The following is a 19,893-nucleotide window of genomic DNA, read 5'->3' on the forward strand; positions in this document are numbered from 1 at the left end:
TAAATCTTGTAACAGAGAATGATAAAAGAGTGAATAAAAACGACTTTAACTTGGGGATAAAGATAAAAAGTTTGCTAAAAGATCAAGCCCTTGCTCAGTTAAAATTGATTCCGGGTGGAATTGCACCCCATAAAGCGGTAAATGTTGATGACTCATTGCCATAATCTCACGTCCATAGATAGGATCATCAAACCAAGCGTCGAGCACAAACCCCTCTGGCACGGCGTCCACAAGTAATGAATGATATCTTGTCACCGTCAAAGGGTGATTTAGCCCTGTAAATAATCGCTCACCACTGTGCTCAATTTCACTTACTTTGCCATGCATCACTCGCTCGGCACGAACGACATTCGCCCCAAAAACCTGAGCCATGGCTTGATGGCCTAAACACACACCTAAAATAGGTAAGTGTGTCGAAAAATGCTTAATCGCCGCGAGGGAAATTCCCGCTTCATTTGGAGAGCATGGGCCAGGAGAGATCACCAGATGAGAGGGTGCAAGGGCTTCAATCTCATCTAAGCTAATTTCATCATTACGTTTTACCACAATCTTTTGCCCTAGTTGCTGAAAATACTGCACTAAGTTAAAGGTAAAAGAGTCGTAATTATCGATCATTAACAGCATTAAAATACCAATAGGTTAATTTTAAAAGGCAATTAAAGAATAACCCAGCTATTAGCTGGGTTAGTTTTAATATTAGCGATTAAAAGCATTTATTCTTATCGCTTCAATCAGTACCGCTCTAGAACGGAATATCGTCATCCCAGCCATCATCCAAATCTGGAGTGAAGTTTTGCTGTGGTTGTGGTGCAGGACGCTGTGCAGGTGCTGCTGGCGCTTGATAAGCTGGCGCAGGAGCGGCTTGTGGCTTAGGCGCATAACCACCTTGTTGTGGTTGTTGAGCCTGTGGCTGACCATAACCTTGCTGCTGAGCAGGTGCTGGCGGAGCATATTGTTGCTGCGCAGGGGCTTGGTAAGCAGGTGCAGCTTGAGGCGCTGGCGCATACTGATTTTGTGCAGGAGCGGCTTGCTGAGGCGCTGATTGATAGCCTGCATTTTGTGGCATGCCGCCGCCCATTGGCGCACCTTGTGCTTGACCACCTTGACCACGGCTACCTAGCATTTGCATGCTACCGCTTTGATCGATAACCACTTCAGTGCTGTAGCGATCTTGACCGCTTTGGTCTTTCCACTTACGGGTTTGCAGTTTACCTTCAAGATAAACCTGTGAACCTTTACGTAAATATTCACCTGTAATTTCAGCTAATTTGCCGAACAGAACCACACGGTGCCATTCGGTGCGCTCTTGCTGTTGACCCTGTTGGTCTTTCCACGATTCGCTAGTCGCTACTGTAATGTTTGCGACTGCATTACCGTTTGGCATATAACGCACTTCTGGATCTTGTCCCAAATTGCCAACCAAAATTACCTTGTTAACACCACGACTGGCCATTGAAATCTCCTGCGATTCTTTAAATAATCTATTAATTCAGTATGTTGTTTATCAGTGTTGCCATAAGGGGAAATCTAGGTCCCAAAATACTTTGGCTATCACACATATTATTGAGCAGAGCCTAACACAGCTCGGGCTTCTCTTAAATCGAAATGCTCGTCTACCTTGAGATAAGCCACCTTCTCGTCCAGTACAACTATAGCTTCAACAACACCCATTAATTGCGATAACTGGGTTGCCATATCGCGCGCTTGCGCCTTATCTTTTACTTCGGCTTCTAAGGTGTAACTCTTTAACAGTACAGGATTTTGCATACCTAATGTCAGGAATAACCATATAGACATTAAGATCACAGCAACAATAAAGACCCCGACGGCGCCCACGAGCTGAAAAGCACCGCCACCGAGCATACCACCACAAAATGCCCCTAAGAATTGGCTTGTGGAATATACCCCCATGGCAGAACCTTTCTCCCCTACGGGACAGAATTTAGCAATTAAGCTCGGTAATGATGCCTCGAGATAGTTAAAACCAGTAAAAAACAATAATACCGCCGCACTCAAAGCCCATAGATTACTGGCAAATATTGCCATACCAGCCAATGAACATATCATGATCACCAGCGCAATTTGGAACATGGCTTTAGTATTCTTACGCTTAACCCCAATGATGATTAACGGCACCATTAAAATAAATGCGCCCACGAAAGCGGGAAAATACAGCATCCAATGTTTTTCTTTAACCAGCCCCGCATCAACCAGATCTAGCGGTAAGGCCACAAATACAGCGGTAAGCACTAAATGCAGGATAAAAATCCCAGCGTTAAGCCTAAATAATTGCGGCTCAAGGAACATACGTTTGAGCTTAGCGGGAGTGGCTAACGTGTCACCTTTCGGCGCCTGAGTGATGGGATTAGGCACTAAAAATTGGATCAACAACATACCCACAATCGCCAATACAGCCGTTAACCAAAATAATCCTGTCAACCCAAGATGCTGCGCGACTATCGGCCCCATTAGCAAAGACAGGGCAAAGGATAGCCCGATGCACATGCCGATGATCGCCATCACCTTTGTACGTTGTTCATCACGGGTTAAATCTGCTGCAAGCGCCAGTACTGCGGCTGCAATCGCGCCCATCCCCTGCACTGCTCGGCCAAACACAACGCCATAAATTGTATCTGCATTAGCTGCGATAACACTACCGACAGCAAACAACACTAAGCCACCAAGAATAATCGGCTTGCGACCATACTTGTCAGATAAAATCCCCATAGGGATTTGCAGCACGGCTTGAGTCAGACCATAGGCGCCGATAGCAATACCCACCCACAGAGGCGAAAAACCTTCGAGGTGCTGACCATAAAGCGCAAAGACGGGCATGATCATAAATAAGCCCATCATGCGTAAACCAAATACACTGGCTAAAGAAAACGCGACTTTTTTCTCAGTACCTGAAAGCCCGTTGTTACCCATGATTATGCCCTAATATGAAGTCTTTTAGGGGGCGCATGTTATCACACCCAAAAGGGTTTGCTCAAAAGGAAATCGTGGCCTAGTCCACAGTGTTTGCACGCCCTATTTGTCCTTGAAAAACGAGCATTACACCTTCATAGGTCAATAATGCCATTACGCTACCATTACAATATGCTAACCAAGCGGTCACGAATATAATGAAGGCCATATAACATATCGCATTAATCTTAGTTAATCCTCATAGACTTATATCCCAAAGGAAGTACAACACTCCTCTATAAAGGCTTAAAAGCGACAAGGTATGGAATAGGTTTAGATCACAGAATCAACTAAACTCAGCGGCAGAACTGTGCGATACTTATGCTCATTTTTTTAAACGCATATGACTTGAGTGATAGATGGATAAGATTGAAATACGCGGCGCCCGCACCCACAATCTCAAAAATATCAACCTGACTATCCCAAGGGATAAACTGATTGTCATCACAGGTTTATCTGGGTCCGGCAAATCCTCCCTTGCATTTGATACTTTATATGCCGAAGGCCAACGACGTTACGTTGAGTCCCTATCAGCCTACGCTCGTCAGTTCTTAAGTTTGATGGAAAAACCCGATGTAGACCATATTGAAGGTTTAAGCCCAGCCATCTCTATCGAGCAAAAATCGACATCCCATAACCCGCGCTCTACGGTGGGGACCATTACCGAGATTTACGATTACCTACGTCTACTATTTGCTCGTGTAGGCGAGCCACGCTGTCCAACGCATAATCAACCTTTGGCAGCGCAAACCGTCAGTCAGATGGTCGATAAAGTCTTGGAAATGCCCCAAGATAGCCGCTTAATGCTATTAGCCCCTGTGGTCAACGCCCGTAAGGGTGAACACGTTAAACTGCTGGAAGGCTTAGCCGCTCAGGGATATATCCGTGCCCGTATCGACGGTGAAGTATGCGATTTAACCGATCCACCAACACTGGATTTACACGTAAAACACACCATTGAAGTGGTCGTTGACCGTTTTAAAGTACGTGACGATATCCAGCAACGCTTAGCTGAGTCCTTTGAAACTGCGCTAGAACTCTCCGGCGGCATTGCCATCGTTGCCAGCATGAATGAAGGTGACGGTAAGACCAAGAGTGACGAGCTCATCTTTTCCGCTAACTTTGCCTGCCCGCATTGCGGTTATTCAATGGCAGAATTAGAGCCACGGATTTTCTCCTTTAATAATCCTGCGGGGGCGTGCCCAACCTGTGACGGTTTAGGCGTGCAGCAATTTTTCGACCCAGAGCGCGTGATCACTAATACCGAGCTTTCACTGGCAGGCGGTGCGATTCGTGGCTGGGATAGACGCAACTTCTATTATTTCCAAATGCTCAGTTCACTTGCCGAGCATTATAAGTTTGATGTGGAAGCCCCCTTCGAACAACTGAGTGAAAAAGTCCGCAAAATCGTACTCTATGGTTCAGGCAAAGAAAGCATTGCCTTTAAATACATTAATGACCGTGGCGATGTAGTGGTGCGTAATCACCCCTTCGAAGGCATTCTAAACAATATGGACAGGCGCTATCGCGAAACCGAAAGTAACTCGGTACGTGATGAATTAGCCAAGTTTATCAATACTCAAGCCTGTCAAAGCTGTGGTGGCTCGCGTCTACGTGAAGAGGCCCGTCATGTGTTTATTGGCGATCTCAACCTACCCAAACTCACCACTTGGTCAATTGGTGAAGCCTTGGACTACTTCGAGAAAGTCGAATTTAGCGGCCAAAAGGCGCAGATTGCCGAGAAGATTTTAAAGGAAATCCGCGATCGCTTAGGCTTTCTTGTCAACGTAGGTCTCAATTATTTGAGCCTGTCACGCTCGGCTGAAACCCTTTCCGGCGGTGAAGCCCAGCGTATTCGACTCGCCAGCCAAATCGGTGCAGGGCTTGTTGGCGTGATGTATGTGCTCGACGAACCCTCAATTGGTCTGCATCAAAGGGATAACGAACGCCTGTTGCAAACCCTGATCCATCTGCGGGATTTGGGTAACACTGTGATTGTGGTTGAGCATGACGAAGATGCAATCCGTATGGCGGATCATGTGATCGATATCGGTCCAGGCGCAGGAGTGCACGGCGGCGAAGTGATTTGCGACGGTCCGATAGAGAAGATCATCGCCTGTGAAGAATCGGTCACCGGCCAATATATTTCCGGTAAGCGCAGCATTCATATCGATACGCCGCGCATTCCGTTTGACAAAAACCAAGTCATCCAATTATTTGGCGCTCGCGGTAACAACCTGCGCAATGTCGATTTAACCATTCCTGTGGGATTGTTCACTTGTGTGACAGGTGTGTCTGGATCAGGTAAGTCGACCTTAATCAACGATACCTTCTTCAAAATCGCCCATAGGATGCTCAACGGAGCGACTGTGGATGAGCCATCACCCTATGATCGTATCGAAGGGATGGAACTGTGCGACAAAGTGGTCGATATCGACCAAAGTCCGATTGGCCGTACACCGCGCTCGAATCCTGCCACTTATACGGGCATCTTCACCCCGATCCGCGAGATTTTTGCCGGCACCCAAGAGTCACGTACTCGAGGTTATCAAGTCGGCCGTTTCTCCTTTAACGTCAAAGGTGGACGCTGTGAGGCTTGCCAAGGCGACGGCTTGATCAAGGTCGAAATGCACTTCCTACCCGATGTGTATGTGCCCTGCGATTCCTGTAAAGGTAAGCGCTATAACCGCGAAACCTTAGAAGTACGCTATAAAGGCAAGAATATTCACGAAGTACTGCAGATGACAGTGGAAGATGCGCGTCAGTTCTTCGATGCCGTACCTGCCATTGCCCGTAAACTGCAAACCTTGATGGATGTGGGTTTGTCCTATGTGCGCCTCGGCCAGAGCGCGACCACGCTTTCGGGCGGTGAAGCCCAAAGGGTGAAACTCGCCAAGGAGCTGTCCAAACGTGACACAGGTAAAACCTTGTATATCTTGGACGAACCGACCACAGGCTTACACTTTGCCGATATCCAACTACTGCTCGATGTACTGCATCGCCTTAAATCCCACGGCAATACCATTGTGGTGATTGAGCATAATCTGGACGTGATCAAAACCGCGGACTGGATTATCGACTTAGGCCCAGAAGGCGGCGGTGGTGGCGGCATGATCTTAGCCACAGGCACGCCAGAAGACGTCGCCGAACATCCAACCTCCCATACGGCACGCTTCTTAAAGCCACTGTTAAAACGGGATGTTGAACTGGCAAAGGCTAAAAAAGCCAAGGCGTAAAAACCAACCGCGATTATATTTAGAAGCGCAGTCGTTTAGGGACTGCGCTTCTTTAACTGAGTCTGCATTTGAATTACTTCAATTAAATGTTGAATATTTAAAGAATTAATGGGAAGTGGCGCGTTTCTTGCTCAGTTTTAGCGAAAAAAATGCAGAAAACAGGTTAAATAGTGTGACTCTGATTGGTAAAGTGGCTGCTATGCTGCTATAATCCGTCGTTCGCGGGAAATCGACACGGGGTTGATTTTCTGTCTGTGAAACTATTAGCGCCATTTCGCGCGCGCATCCACAAGGCTACAACCCAATGTCATCCGATGAAAGAACTTTCCGTGAACTCGGCCTGTCCGAGAATTTGTTGCGTGCTCTTGACGAGCTAGGTTATGAAAAACCCACGCCAATCCAATCAGCCAGTATTGATCCACTTATGGCTGGCAAAGATATTTTAGGTCAAGCTCAAACAGGTACAGGTAAAACTGGCGCCTTCGCGCTGCCGCTACTTAACAAAGTCACCAGCCAAACTACACCGCAAATTTTAGTATTAGCGCCAACGCGTGAATTAGCGGTTCAGGTTGCTGAAGCATTTAGTAGCTATGCCAAATTTATGAAGAATTTCCACGTTCTGCCAATTTACGGCGGTCAAAGCATGCAACAACAGTTGAATGCCCTGAAACGTGGTCCACAGGTTATCGTGGGTACGCCAGGTCGTGTTATGGACCATATGCGTCGCGGTACCTTGAAACTTGATTCATTAAAAGCACTCGTGCTTGATGAAGCCGATGAAATGTTAAAAATGGGCTTCATCGACGATATCGAATGGATCCTTGAGCACACGCCAAGCGAGCGCCAATTGGCGTTATTCTCTGCCACTATGCCAGAGCAAATTAAGCGTGTTGCTAACCAACATTTACGCAGCCCTGTGCATGTTCGTATCGAATCAAGCCAAACGACGGTTGAATCAATCGAACAGCGTTTTGTGCAAGTGTCACAACACAACAAACTTGAAGCTTTAGTACGTGTATTAGAAGTTGAAAACACTGAAGGTGTGATCATATTCGTGCGTACTCGTAACTCATGTGTTGAGTTAGCTGAAAAGTTAGAAGCCCGCGGTTATGCTTCATCACCACTACACGGTGACATGAACCAGCAAGCCCGTGAGCGTGCAGTTGACCAACTGAAACGTGGCAAGTTAGACATTCTAATTGCGACTGACGTTGCGGCCCGTGGTCTTGACGTTGAGCGTATTGGTCACGTTGTGAACTACGATATTCCGTATGATGCCGAAGCTTATGTGCACCGTATTGGCCGTACAGGCCGTGCTGGCCGTACTGGTATGGCGATCCTGTTTGTGACAAGCCGTGAAATGCGCATGCTGCGCACTATCGAGCGTTCAACTAACAGTCGTATTTCACCAATGAAAATCCCAAGTCCAGAGACAGTTGCAGAACGTCGTCTGTCTCGCTTAGGTGAGCAATTGGCTGAAACCATCAACGGCGATTTAGATTTTATGAAAGAAGCTGTTGCTCAATTATGCCAACAGTTAGAAGTCGATACCGATCTGCTAGCCGCAGCCTTGTTACAGCAAGTTCAACAAGAACGTCCTCTGCAATTGCCAGCCATTCAAGAACGCGTTCGTGATGAACGTAATGAGCGCAGTGAACGTAGCGACCGCGGAAGTGATCGTAATGACCGTGGTGGTGAGCGTGGTGAACGCAGAAGTCGCGAACCGCGTCCAATGCCAGCCAGCTTAGGCTCAGCTGAAGCGTTGAAAGACAACCCAGATTTAAAAATGTGTCGTTACGTTATCGACGTAGGTCGTGAGAATGGTGTGGGTGTGGGTAACATCGTTGGCGCTATCGCGAACGAAGCCAACATTGACAGCCGTTACATTGGCGCAATCCAACTTTACGATGCAGTGACTACCGTTGACCTGCCAGACGGCATGCCAAAAGACGTGTTACAGCACCTACGTAAAGTACGTGTTTGTGGCAAGCCATTGAACATCCGCGAAGCTGGCGATCAAGTATTTGTTGATTCAGGCCGCAGTGCTCGTTCAGACCGTCCTGCTGGTGACCGTAAACCACGTGGCGATCGTCCAACGGGTGACCGCCCAGCGGGTGATCGTAAGCCTCGCGCTGCGTCTACGGGTGACAAACCATTTGCTGATCGCAAACCACGTGCAGACAAACCTGCCGGTGAGCGTAAGCCACGTAAACCACGTGAAGACTAATCTAGCTTAAGCTAGAGACTAAAAAAGGAGCTTAGGCTCCTTTTTTGTTGGCTTGATTTTGTCTTAGTTTGCCTTTAGCAAAGATAAAGCTTAGTGTCTAATATCCAAAGAGTTTAATGGCATAAGTAATCGACTCCCATGAAAAAAGCCCTTACCGCTGGACTATTATCCGCCTTCGTCGCCCCCGGCAGCGGCCATTTCTATCTTAAGCATAAACGCACTGGCCTAGTGTTTTTTGTACTGGCAATACTGAGTCTCGGCCTGATGCTGCAACAAGTCATGCAAGTCGCACAGCTTATCTCGCTTGATATTCAAACTGGCGTTTTGCCGTTGGATATAGGCGTGATTGCGGCCGAAGTGACCAAACAAACCACCGCAACTATTCGGGATGGTGCAGACAAGTTAATGTATGGCTTTATCCTCTGCTGGCTAATTGCCTTACTAGATAGTGTGCGCTTGGGACTGAAACAAGATAAGCAAGATGCAGTCACGGCCCAAAACAATGCCTAGTCGCCAACTGTCCATGCTTCAATAAAGCTATGGTAGCAAGTAACGAGCATATCGGCGCCCTTGGCATAATCGGGAATGGTTTCAGGACAATAGAGGGCGCAGCGGCTACCTGCATTACGCGCAGTTTGCAGATCAAACAGATAATCGCCTATATATAAAATATCAGCGGGCGCGAGTTGCCACTGCTGGCAAATAAGGTGAATACCTTCGGGATGCGGCTTAGGCTCTGCATCGTAACGGGTCAGCACTAAAGGGATATCAATACCCAGTTTTTCGATAGTAATTTGCGCCGCTTCTGGCATATTGCGAGTCAAAATAGCCAAGGGCAGTGACTTGGCCCGTAGGCATTCGATAAGCTCCCTCGCGCCATCAATCCAACGAGCATTGAGTGAACTTTGCCTTTCGTACTCATGGACAATGTCTAACGCCTTAGCCCGTGCTTCACCCGCACTCAGACTCTCAACATGGGCCAAGATATCCGTGCCAGAATGACTCCCCAATTCACGCCGCAGCCCAGCAAAATCGGGATTAGAATGCGCAAGCGTACCGTCGAGATCGAAGATGACGCCACGGATATCCTGAAGTTTTAATTCGCTGAGTCTAGTGATCACTGGCCTTTCCCATAAATAAAATGTATGCGTTAGGCAGCCTGTAAACGCTTCGCCTGACGATTACGGTACATAGGCAGCAATTGCACCACCATCACAGACACAATAATCACGCCAATCCCCAGCAGAGATAGACCATCTAATTCATCAGCACGGAATACTTCTGGCCACCAGCCAAGGCTCACCACTAACGCCGTGGCACTAAAGCTAAATACGGGTGTTAGGGCCAACATGGCGCTCACCTGTGCCGTCGGCCAATATTTTATCGACTGACCAAAACAACCATAGGCGATCAGTGTATTGGCAGCGCAAAACAGGGCAACCTGCCAATCGAAACTGTCCATGTTGGCGAACTGACTAAAGTCACTAAAGGGTGCCATAACCACAATGCCTAAACCATAGAGCACTAATAGTACGTTCGCGGGCGATAAACGGTTCAATAAGGATTTTTGTAATAACGCATAGGTCGTCCACGATAAGGCAGAGAACTGAATAATCATCACCCCAAGCCAAACCTGATGATTATCCGATGCAGAAAAATCTAAATACGGATGGAAAAACATCAACATACCTAATGCTAAAGTCGCAAAACAGCTGAGCTGCACCGCATTAAGCCGTTCCTTAAAAAACAACACACCACCAAAGGCGAGGAAAAAGGGTGAGGTTTGGAAGTTAAGCTGGGCGGCACCCGGTGCAAGAAAATCGAGGGAATACACAAATGAAACGTAGTTAAGCATCAAAAAGATGCCAGCAAGCACCAACCTTAACCAGGCCGTTCCCGTCAGTCCCGCAAATTGTTTTAAACTGCCCGCACTCCACTGGATGACTAAGCTCACTAGCCATGCGACTAAAAAACGAAACCAAGTCAAGGTAATGGGATCGATAAACGCACCCGACAGTTTCAATGCTATGGGTAAAATACCCCAAAATAAAACCGCAACTGAGATGAATAGGAGCCCGAGTTGAGCATGATTATTTGCCTGAGGGGCGTTATGGCTAAGATTCACGAAGGAGTCCAGTAGAAACCGCAAAATGGACAGCCATTCTGGCACTGAGCTAACACAATATCTAGCGGATCATCATGGAAACATTCGCGTTAGATTGGATACTTTAGCTGACACTTATGTGAGGCAAGTATCAGCATCTTACGATGGCTGAAATATTGGCCCTACGTTTGAATCAACGACAGCAGATTTACCCCGAAAGCCAACATTGGCATTTCCCGCGTTGCCAATAACCGAGTATATTTGGCCCATAAAAATGGCTTCTGCCACACACTCCCTAGGCCACGTCTTTTTAAGCTAACGCTTTAAATAGGAAAGTTAATGTTATCTACCGCCACACTCGAACAAGTTAAAACGCATATTAATACTGCAGCCAAAGAATTAGCCGAGCGCCGCGCCGCAGGCACGAGCGGCGATTTACTGATCCCAGAACTAAGGCCAACCAGCTTCGAACAGGCCTTCGCTATTCAACAAGCCGTAGCAGAACTATATAAGGCAAGCGATAACAATCCTATCGCGGCGTGGAAATGCCTCTTACCCACAGCGGAAAAAACCGTGGTGGCGCCTATTTATCAAGTTGATGTGTACCAACAATCGACCACTTGCCCACTCTATCCATCGACTAAAGGGCTTGCCCGAGTCGAACCTGAACTCGCCTTCGAGATTGGCGTTGATTTACCGCCAAGAAGCACTCCTTACACTGAGGCTGAAATCGATGCGGCCTTAGGCCATACACGCTTAGCCTTGGAATTGATCAAAAGCCGCTACCACACACCCAGTGAAGCGACACATTTTGATGCCCTCGCCGATGGCTTAGTCAATCAAGGGCTGTGGTTAGGGCCAGTACTTAATCCGCAAGAAGGTTTAGAGACGAGCCGTTTTGAACTCCGTGTTGATATTCAGGATGGCGATACTCTGCAAAAATCCGCCATTCACCCTAACGGTTTCCCTAAGGCGGGACTCTACTGGTTAGTTAACTTTTTATCCGCCAAAGGCATTGGCTTAACGCAAGGGCAATATGTGATCACAGGCTCCTACGCTGGCGTGCTCGATCTGCCATTGGCACAGGTCTGCAAATTTGAATACGGCGCGCTTGGGCAGTTCGCCGTGACTTTTATTGCCAAATAATCCGGTAGTCATTTAGTCATAACAACAAATAAAGTAAGCGACCCAGTGACAACTGGGCTCGCCTATTTTCAATCTAAGTGCTCAGCACCTCTACCGCAAATTAACAAAAACCAAACTGACTTGTCCCATAATCCACATCTATGTATCATCCAACTTCATTAATAATAAGGATATATAGAATGTCACACGGAAAAATGCTGCCAATCGCCTGTCTTCTTGCCCTCACTTTAGGCACTTCTCTTAGCGTGCATGCCTCAGAAAATAGCTTTGCCAAAGCCTATAGTGACTATCAAGCCGCCGTTGAAAAGGGCGATGCCGCGAATATTGAAGCGAGTGCTAAAACCGCTTATCAACTCGGCGAAGCTCAATATGCCAAGGACAGTATCGACTTAGCGAATCTCGCCATAAACTGGGCCAGCGCAATAGAAAAGCAAGTTGCACCCTACCCATTTGCAGAAAAAAACCTAGCACAAACTGCCAAGGCGAATGAGCTATATCAAATCGCATTAGCAAACTATAAAGTCCATTACGGCAAAGAGGCACTGGAGCTTATCGATCCCTTGCTAGGATCTGCTATAACCGAGAGCAAAGCTAAGGTTGCAAAAGATTACCTGCAAGCAGCAATTGATATCGCAGAAAAATCGGATAATAAAAAACTCATAGCCGATGTAAAAATGGCCGCCTTCAATCGCTTATCCAATACTGAGCTATACACCAAAAGCATAAGAAACTATGCCTTCGATGCCTATGATATTTATAAAGAAATTCTTCCCGAAAATGCATTAGATAGAGTCAAGGCAACCTATATTGTGGGCGCCGTTGAATTTGCGGAAAAACATGATAAAAAAGCCGAACCTTTACTAAAAGAAGTGGTTAAACAGTTCGATGTACTTAATTACAGTCATCCCTATGCCTTAAGTGCCCACGCTTATTTAGTTGAACTCTATGAGCGCCAAGGAAAGCGTGACGAATCCACCGCCCATTGTATTGCTATCGGCAAAATGCGCCCATGGACCGACGAACAAGAGCAACAACCGATTTTCCGTATCGTACCAAACTACCCAATGTCCTACGTACAACAAAGGAAAAGTGGCTGGGTTCAGCTTAAATTTACCGTCGATGAACATGGTTTTGTGAAAAATCCTGAAATTATTGCCTCTAAGGGCGGCGCTTTATTTGAAAAAGAAAGTATTAAAACCCTAGATAAATGGCGTTACGCACCTAAGTTTGAAAATGGTAAAGCCGTTGAGGCACAAACTAGCGTGCAACTGGATTACACCATAGATAAGTAACCCAATACCTATGAATAGCCTGTAATAAAGAAATAGCCGTTACTTCGCCTCATAACCTAGCCCATCGCTCACACTCGATGGGCTTTTTTCATCCTGCGCTTTAAGCTGGTCCAGACTTAAACCCAGCTTGAGTTGGACTAAACAAGCTTGGCAAATACACGCATCGCTAGGCGGTAAAATAGGGCTTAATGCCCCTTGCAGCGAATCAGATGCTTGTGCTTGCAAGACGGCCAAAGATGGAAATGTTTGCTGAGCGCACCAACAGTCCTTAATGCCCTTACCTAAAATCACAGCACATTGATTCGCGCCTTGGCACAAAGGGCAAATTTTCGCAGTTTCGAACTTAGGTTGTTCCGATGGCTGAGACACGGTAATCCTTATAGCAAGATAAGTTTTTATAGCGCGGAGATCATAATAGATTTTTGCAACTCAGGCTGAGTTGTTTCCCACCAAGGCAAAGCTGCTGAGTTATGCAGTATTAATTGCCATTGTTTTCCCAGTGACACGCCTGCTTATGATTTAAAAAGAAGTGTTAATAATGTCCTAGGCATTATAGTGATATTCTCTATGCCCCTATCGGTCAGATACTGTAAAGCGTCCTTTCCTGATTTGCCAAAAGATTAAGCACTTGCACTCCAGTGACACGCCAACTTTGATTTAGAAATGGGTCATCCCTGAGGGCTCGACGGCGACATCTGCTGCATATGGATGTGCGAATGCCGCGATCACATGGATGTGAATGAGCGGCCATGCCGCCAACGGTCACTTCCATGCAAGTACTTAATCTCGTTAATTCCCGAGTATACCTGTCACTAAATTTAACAATGGATGTTTCAATAAAGTTCAATTGGTTGTATTCATCAAGTTATCTAACTTAAATGATATTTTGATGTATTCATTTGGCTCAGTGAACCGCATTCCTGTGTTATAGCAAGTGTGTTCACAGATGCATACATGGTGACCTGTTTTTATGGTGCTAATATTAAGTCTGTATAAGACTTATATGTTACCAATGAAGTCTTTGGAATGAAGCGTCAACAGATATAACGCCATACAAAGGTAAGCAACTATTCGACCTCACTTAAAGCTTTGCGCCATGAAAACGAAACCCCACCTTGAACCAAAAATGCTAATCGTTAGCAATCATTCTTAAATGCTTAATTATGTTTATATTACGACAACTTGTTGTTCATGAGAAACCAGTGTGCGAATTTCGTTACCCAAGTATGAAGGAGTTACGCGGTCAGACGGACTAGGAATAGTAAACTTCCCTAAAACCATTATGCTTTTATTAAGCCTAAAAACTTCACTGGGTAACCGTTTTGCTAGCTTAAGTGTTGTATATATTGGCTTACCTTTTCCTGTTGTTTTAGGCCTGCATTCAATGAAGCAAAAGCCGCCTTTTCTCTTATTAGGCAAACCTATAACACTGACTTTTACAATAACCGCTGCTTGAACGATCCCCTCACTATGCAGCCTTGTTTTTAGGCTACCTAAATGATTTGTTGAATAAAAAAAATCTACCCATTTTACAAGCTTGCCACCAATGATTAACTTTATTTTTTCTCGGTCATCTGGGTTAAGGCGACCATGATTGTATATATCTAATAAGCTATTCATTGTACGGACATAGGTAGATTTTCGACCTTTTGTGCGATATTTTCGTTCTGTAGTGTTGTTTGGAGGGAATTGAATAAAAGAGTCAGATTTATCTTTGAGCCTTCTGAATTCTTCCGCATCCATAACATGAATACGAAACAAAAATTCTCCTTTTGCTAAAGCATCAGTTACTTCATGATCTGACTCACCAGCAACAATCGTATCCCTTCCCGATGCTTTATAAGTACAATGTTTACTATGGTCGAAACCTTTTTCAAGACGGAAAAATGCGGGAACAAATTGTTGTTTGCCATAACTTTCACGCTTATAGCCATTTACGTGTTCCACAAAAGCATCACAATTTTTGTCTGGACAGGTTAAAGGATATGCAATAGGGAATACACCGTAGGTATCAGCATTTACCCTGACGCCATTGCGATCATATGCAAAAGTAATTTTAATTCCGCTCAAGCTTACCTCGTTAAACATGACACTCAATTAAGGTGTGCTGCACACTACCACACAATTTTATGTGAATGCTGCATTCACTAAATTAGATCAAAAGTACAAATTCCAAGAATGGTGAGTCGCTCCTAAATTGTTTTTTTGGTTAATTTAGGAAGGTCAAAACCTTGTCCTTTGGCAAGGCTTATTAAAGTCTCAATATACACTTCTCTAGACTGCTCAGTAGAGTGATAGGATGTACCAATATACTTAAAATACTGTGGTTTTACCCCTTGAGAAATACTTAGTTTTATACCTTGAATCACTTTATGTACCTCATCTGAACGTACAATCAAGTCAGGATCCATATCAAACTCGTCAGATTGAAGTTTAAAAAGTTGAGGAAGGTTTCCCGCAGTGTAAATGCGTGTTAATGCATCCATTGAGCGCTGAATATTGATGTTTCCAAATTTTTTATCTAAAAATGAAGTAACTCCAGCAGCACAAAAACCTACTCTAGAAATACAATTTGGATAATTTTTAGAATCAGTCTTGAACAATGAGTCTGAAAGCTTTGCTATAGCAGTACCAATACTATCTAACACTTTTCCACTGTGAAACTTGAAGCCAAGTTTTTCATAAAGCCCGATATAGTTCTGACCATAAGTAATGAGAGTCATCATCACTCGCGTACCAAAGAAATCGGTAAAAGCTTCGATACTTTTACTATCGAACTCAGTTTGATCATTGTGCTCATTATGCGCATGCATATAGTGTGCAATTTCATGACCAATTATTAGGGCAAAAAAGTGAAATGCATCAATATCTGCTACTTCAGCTGAACAGAAGTCCTTAGAAAATCTGATTCGTAAATTCTTCCCTGTACCTACAACACTAGCATGATGACGAGAACTTGAATCTAACTCAATTTTTAACTCAAAATTAGCCTCAGGAATAAAGAGGCTCTCTAAGTCTTTTTGAGACGCTAAAACAACATCTTTTCCTGTGATCATATATTTCCTTTAACCTAACAGTTTATTACCTACACTTCGAATAAAAGCTAAGCTGCATTGAGGATGCGAGTGATATGGTACTGGTAAATAGTAAATAATACCAATGGGTTAGCATAATTTTCGGCATTCCATCAATATTTCTATTTAAAAAATAGAGACTTTGTTTAACGAGAAGTATTTAACGTACTAAACAAGTAAGGTGTCCAGTTTTGGTTGACCAGTACAGTGGAGGTAAAGATTAATCTTTTCTCTTAAAAGCATAAATGTTCATGCCAGAATCGATAGCTTTTAGGCTCGCTTTTGAAGCTGTTTGATTAATTCCCGATTATAACTGTATGTCTAGAGCTCTTTTGTAGATGATGTAAACATCACGTGGTCTTTCCAATTCTTGAAGAAATACAGTAAGGTGTAACAAGAGTTTGTTTCCTTTGACCAAAAACCAAAGTAAATCAGCTTCTTAGAAAACATAGAGAGGGTTCGACTCCCTCAATACGTTTTGCACATTCGAGATAGTGAATAAGCCACTTATAGCGAAAATCTTCGTATGCTTTTAAAGCGACAGATAACACTAATGCTCGAAAGGTGAGTCATGGTGATTTGCGAGACGACCGTCCGCCCCATGGACGGGGCGGTCGAGCATCCACAGATGGACTGGCTGCGTGTCGGTGAGCGAATACCATGACAAGCCGATACTAGCGGGCTAAACCACTAAGTATTAATACCCTGAAATCACAGAGCGCTCAGTAGAATTGACCAACACATATTTGACCAATAAAAAAGCCAGCAAAGCTAAATGCTTACTGGCTTTTTTGTCTAATCCATTAACTCACTTTACTTCATCACGAGCACTTAATCTCAGCGGCTCAACTACGACTTCTTAGGAAAAATCGGATAGGCCTCAGTGCCTAACACTTTGCCATCGACTGTGAGACCATAGTAATCACTGTCATTATGGTATTTCTCCTGCGCTTGCTTCACATCACCCTTGTTACGTGGGTCCTGCGGACGCTCGTGGGAGTTGATGTAAGCGGCAACATCCCAAGCTTGTTGGTTCGTCAACTGCATACTCTTACCAAAGGGCATGTTTTCATAAATGAAAAATGCGGCAGTATTGACCCTGTGCATTCCCGCTCCCCAGTTATAACTTTGAGGTCCCCACAGCGGCGGCAGTGCATACACGCCCGCAATAGCTTGACCTTGCCCATCGGCGCCATGGCACGCTTGGCAATGGGCGACATACACGGCTTTACCTCGTTCAGGTGAATAGGCTTTTTCGGGTTTTGGGATCTCAGGATAAGCTCGACCCGGCAAGTTAGCACGTTGCTCAACTGTCATCGTCTTAGCTAATGCCTCTGGTAATGGGAAGTCATCCCGCTTAGCACCTTTGACTAACTCAGCATCACTGATCTCAGGAACAGGGCCACTGATATTAGCCTCATCCATCAAGCCGCCCATGCCTAACCAATAAGCGTAGGCAGAAAGCGCCACTAACTCAGGGCTACCTGATGCCGGGGCTTTACCATTCATCGAATAGTTAAAACAACCTTGAATGCGTTCTTCAAAGCTACTGACTTTATCATCTTTTTTACGATACGCCGGATAAGCAAAATACGCGCCCCAGAGGGGGGATGCATTGGCTTTACGGCCTGCATCCATATGGCAATTGGTGCAGTTAAGCTCATTACCTACATACTTATCACGCAGCTGTTGGGTATTCACAAACAGTTGATAACCTAAACGCACTTTGTCACCAAAAGCGCCTTCGGGAATCGCACTCAAAGGTCTAGGGGTAAGATAGGTTTGATCCGCTACCTTAGGGAAAGAAGGCAGCGGAGCTTGCTTATCTGGGCGCTCTTGCACTGGCTCAGTTTCAGCTTGTGCCTGCACAGTTAACGACCCCATCGCGGCCAGTAATAACATTGCGGAATATTTCATGGCCGGCTCCTTATTTTAAATTCGCAAAGTAGTTGGCTAACGCATCAATCTCGGCGACGGTGAGCTTATTCGCGACGCTCCCCATCATGCCATCGACGTCACCTTTACGTGTTCCCGACTGCCATGCCAATAATTGCGTTTTGATATAACTCGCCTGTTGGCCTGCTAAGCGGGGAAATAAGCCGCCACCTAATGCAGAAGGACCATGGCAGGTCACGCAGGCGGGTAAACCACGGGACCAATCACCTTGATAGGCTAAACGGGCGGTGTCGTCATTAAAAACAACTTGTTCACCGCGGATAACGGGCTTGACGTGATTGGCTGGCTTAGCGGCGAAATAACGGGCGACTTGCTCAATACCGTCACCTTGGAGCGTCATTGCCATCGGCATCATGGTCGCGTTTTGGCGAACGCCCGCTTGGAAATGCTGCAATTGTGTCGAGATATATTCTTTAGATAATCCCGCTAATCGAGGGCCGAGTGGGTCAATACCCTCACCCTTTGCCCCATGACAAGACACACAGAGTTGCGCTGCAGGTGGGATAATGTCCATCGATTGTTTGCCAGAAGGCGCATCAGAGGCGGCTGCATAACCGCTGCATAGGGTTAGACCTATGACGAATGTTCTAATATTCATTTTCTATCCTGAAAGAGAGGTAAGCTCTAAAGCATAGGGATAAGGTTATTTATGTGGGTTTGCTCACACATAATGCTTGTTACCTTACTCCGCAAACCTAAAAACGACAAGCATAAAAAAAATCTAATATATCTAATTACAATCAATAACCAAATCGCGTCGATTCGAAACGATTCAATAACTTATGTATCAGGTAACATAAAAGTAGCGTACCAACGATAGCGATTAAAATACTGCTCACTCGGTATAAGGCACTGAAGATTAAATCGTTACCTGGGGTCAGATACTGGCCAAACAAAATCCCTAAGGTGGTCATAGCCCCAAAACCGACACCAGAGCCACTCGCCTCGCGCACATGAGCTTGGCTAAAAATCATCAGTCCAATCCACAATAAAGGAACAACTAACACCAATAACCCAGACCAATCATAGAGCAGTAACTGCACGAGTATCCCAAACGACACCCCCAACAAAGTACCGATGGCGCGCTTACGGGCATAGTCGAGTGCGCCATTCCAATGCATAGGAAACAGCAGTAAAAGAGTGGTTGCTTGAGCCGACATCGAATCCCGCAGATCAAATATTTGGAACACCAGAAACGATGCCGTCGCTATGGTCGCACCAAGCAAGGCTTCGTGGCGCATTCGATGCGGCGCCTTAGGCCCAGGCTTGTAAGCCGCTCTTGGTTCAACATCGGGCCAGAGTGCCATCATAGCGTAGGCGATAACAACTGAAAGGGCTGTTGCCCAAAAGTTACTGAAAATTAAATCGTTTAAATCAACGCCGGGATAACTAGCAAAGTGCAGCATGATACTCAGACTCAACACACCGTTAGCACCAAAGAGAAACAAACTGCCACGGGACATGGCTGCAAAGCGGTATAAAAACAGCAAAAACACGATAGGAGTCATCATGCCGGGATGGCTACCAAAGAAACCACCGAGCAACCCAACCTCTAACCCAGCTATGGCAGATGAGGCCAATAATTGGCGCATCGCATGACCATTCATTACGGGCACTAATCCGAGGAGTAGCATAGGTGTCACAGTGAAAAATACCCCGTTGCTCCAACCAAAAATTTTACACAGGGTAAAACCTAAGGTCGCGCCAGTCGCAATCCGTAAACACTGGCGTAAATCGTTGGCCGTCAATGGGCTATGGCGTAGTAACATGCTCGTCGCCTTGTTCTATCGATACATTAAATGAGGATGTTTAGCTGACTTATGCTGCGTTCATGCTTATGTTGTGAACTCTTTTACGACTCGCGGTAAATACAAATCAACCACGAGTCACT

The 19,893-nt window shown here is 45.5% G+C and carries 16 protein-coding genes; 5 read left to right on the forward strand and 11 right to left on the reverse strand.

The genetic code is table 11. The features are described 5' to 3' along the window. Positions 1-45: 45 nt before the first annotated feature. The 3 genes from SPUTW3181_RS18335 to SPUTW3181_RS18345 form a co-directional block, all read right to left on the reverse strand. Entirely contained in the window at positions 46-624 is a 579-nt protein-coding gene (locus SPUTW3181_RS18335; protein ID WP_011790776.1) for an anthranilate synthase component II, read from the reverse strand. Between the two features lie 118 nt (positions 625-742). Then, the gene (gene ssb, locus SPUTW3181_RS18340) at positions 743-1,453 is read right to left on the reverse strand and encodes a single-stranded DNA-binding protein (RefSeq protein WP_011790777.1); all 711 of its coding nucleotides are present in this window, start codon (positions 1,451-1,453) and stop codon (positions 743-745) included. Positions 1,454-1,560: 107 nt separating this feature from the next. Then, entirely contained in the window at positions 1,561-2,928 is a 1,368-nt protein-coding gene (locus SPUTW3181_RS18345) for an MFS transporter (RefSeq protein ID WP_011790778.1), read from the reverse strand. Positions 2,929-3,326: 398 nt separating this feature from the next. On the opposite strand from SPUTW3181_RS18345, the gene uvrA reads away from it, so the two are divergent. The 3 genes from uvrA to SPUTW3181_RS18360 all read left to right on the forward strand — a co-directional run bounded on the left by uvrA (position 3,327) and on the right by SPUTW3181_RS18360 (position 8,940). Next, entirely contained in the window at positions 3,327-6,203 is a 2,877-nt protein-coding gene (gene uvrA, locus SPUTW3181_RS18350; protein WP_011790779.1) for an excinuclease ABC subunit UvrA, read from the forward strand. Positions 6,204-6,507: 304 nt separating this feature from the next. Continuing rightward, positions 6,508-8,430 (forward strand): DEAD/DEAH box helicase, encoded by a 1,923-nt coding sequence (locus tag SPUTW3181_RS18355; protein ID WP_011790780.1) that lies wholly within the window; start codon positions 6,508-6,510, stop codon positions 8,428-8,430. A 138-nt stretch (positions 8,431-8,568) separates the two neighbouring features. Next, positions 8,569-8,940: a DUF6677 family protein gene (locus tag SPUTW3181_RS18360; protein WP_011790781.1), complete on the forward strand. Its 372-nt coding sequence runs from the start codon at positions 8,569-8,571 to the stop codon at positions 8,938-8,940. On the opposite strand, the gene SPUTW3181_RS18365 is transcribed toward SPUTW3181_RS18360, so the two are convergent. Both SPUTW3181_RS18365 and SPUTW3181_RS18370 read right to left on the reverse strand, forming a co-directional pair. Then, positions 8,937-9,551 carry an HAD family hydrolase gene (locus SPUTW3181_RS18365; RefSeq protein WP_011790782.1) on the reverse strand — a complete coding sequence of 205 codons (615 nt, stop codon included), beginning with the start codon at positions 9,549-9,551 and terminating at the stop codon, positions 8,937-8,939. The genes SPUTW3181_RS18360 and SPUTW3181_RS18365 overlap by 4 nt on opposite strands. 29 nt (positions 9,552-9,580) lie before the next feature. After that, on the reverse strand, positions 9,581-10,555 hold the full coding sequence (locus tag SPUTW3181_RS18370) for a DMT family transporter (protein WP_014609812.1): 975 nt from the start codon (positions 10,553-10,555) through the stop codon (positions 9,581-9,583). Between the two features lie 318 nt (positions 10,556-10,873). Between SPUTW3181_RS18370 and SPUTW3181_RS18375 the strand changes: the two genes are divergently transcribed. Next, on the forward strand, positions 10,874-11,680 hold the full coding sequence (locus SPUTW3181_RS18375) for a hydratase (protein WP_011790784.1): 807 nt from the start codon (positions 10,874-10,876) through the stop codon (positions 11,678-11,680). A gap of 179 nt (positions 11,681-11,859) precedes the next feature. Continuing rightward, positions 11,860-12,972 (forward strand): energy transducer TonB, encoded by a 1,113-nt coding sequence (locus SPUTW3181_RS18380; RefSeq protein WP_011790785.1) that lies wholly within the window; start codon positions 11,860-11,862, stop codon positions 12,970-12,972. A gap of 39 nt (positions 12,973-13,011) precedes the next feature. Here SPUTW3181_RS18380 and SPUTW3181_RS18385 read toward each other — a convergent pair whose 3' ends face one another. From SPUTW3181_RS18385 to SPUTW3181_RS18410, 6 genes are all read right to left on the reverse strand, one after another. Beyond that, a complete protein-coding gene (locus tag SPUTW3181_RS18385) occupies positions 13,012-13,341 on the reverse strand; it encodes a cysteine-rich CWC family protein (protein ID WP_011790786.1) in 330 nt (109 codons plus the stop codon). A gap of 798 nt (positions 13,342-14,139) precedes the next feature. Continuing rightward, positions 14,140-15,042 (reverse strand): hypothetical protein, encoded by a 903-nt coding sequence (locus tag SPUTW3181_RS18390; protein ID WP_041408465.1) that lies wholly within the window; start codon positions 15,040-15,042, stop codon positions 14,140-14,142. Positions 15,043-15,164: 122 nt separating this feature from the next. Next, positions 15,165-16,028 (reverse strand): hypothetical protein, encoded by an 864-nt coding sequence (locus SPUTW3181_RS18395; protein WP_011790788.1) that lies wholly within the window; start codon positions 16,026-16,028, stop codon positions 15,165-15,167. Positions 16,029-16,895: 867 nt separating this feature from the next. After that, on the reverse strand, positions 16,896-17,963 hold the full coding sequence (locus SPUTW3181_RS18400; protein WP_011790789.1) for a c-type cytochrome: 1,068 nt from the start codon (positions 17,961-17,963) through the stop codon (positions 16,896-16,898). Between the two features lie 10 nt (positions 17,964-17,973). Continuing rightward, positions 17,974-18,600, reverse strand: a complete 627-nt coding sequence (locus SPUTW3181_RS18405; RefSeq protein WP_011790790.1) for a c-type cytochrome — start codon at positions 18,598-18,600, stop codon at positions 17,974-17,976. Positions 18,601-18,742: 142 nt separating this feature from the next. After that, entirely contained in the window at positions 18,743-19,771 is a 1,029-nt protein-coding gene (locus SPUTW3181_RS18410; protein WP_011790791.1) for a DUF2955 domain-containing protein, read from the reverse strand. Between the last annotated feature and the right edge of the window lie 122 nt (positions 19,772-19,893).

The organism is Shewanella sp. W3-18-1, assembly GCF_000015185.1.
GTDB classification, from domain to species: domain Bacteria; phylum Pseudomonadota; class Gammaproteobacteria; order Enterobacterales; family Shewanellaceae; genus Shewanella; species Shewanella putrefaciens.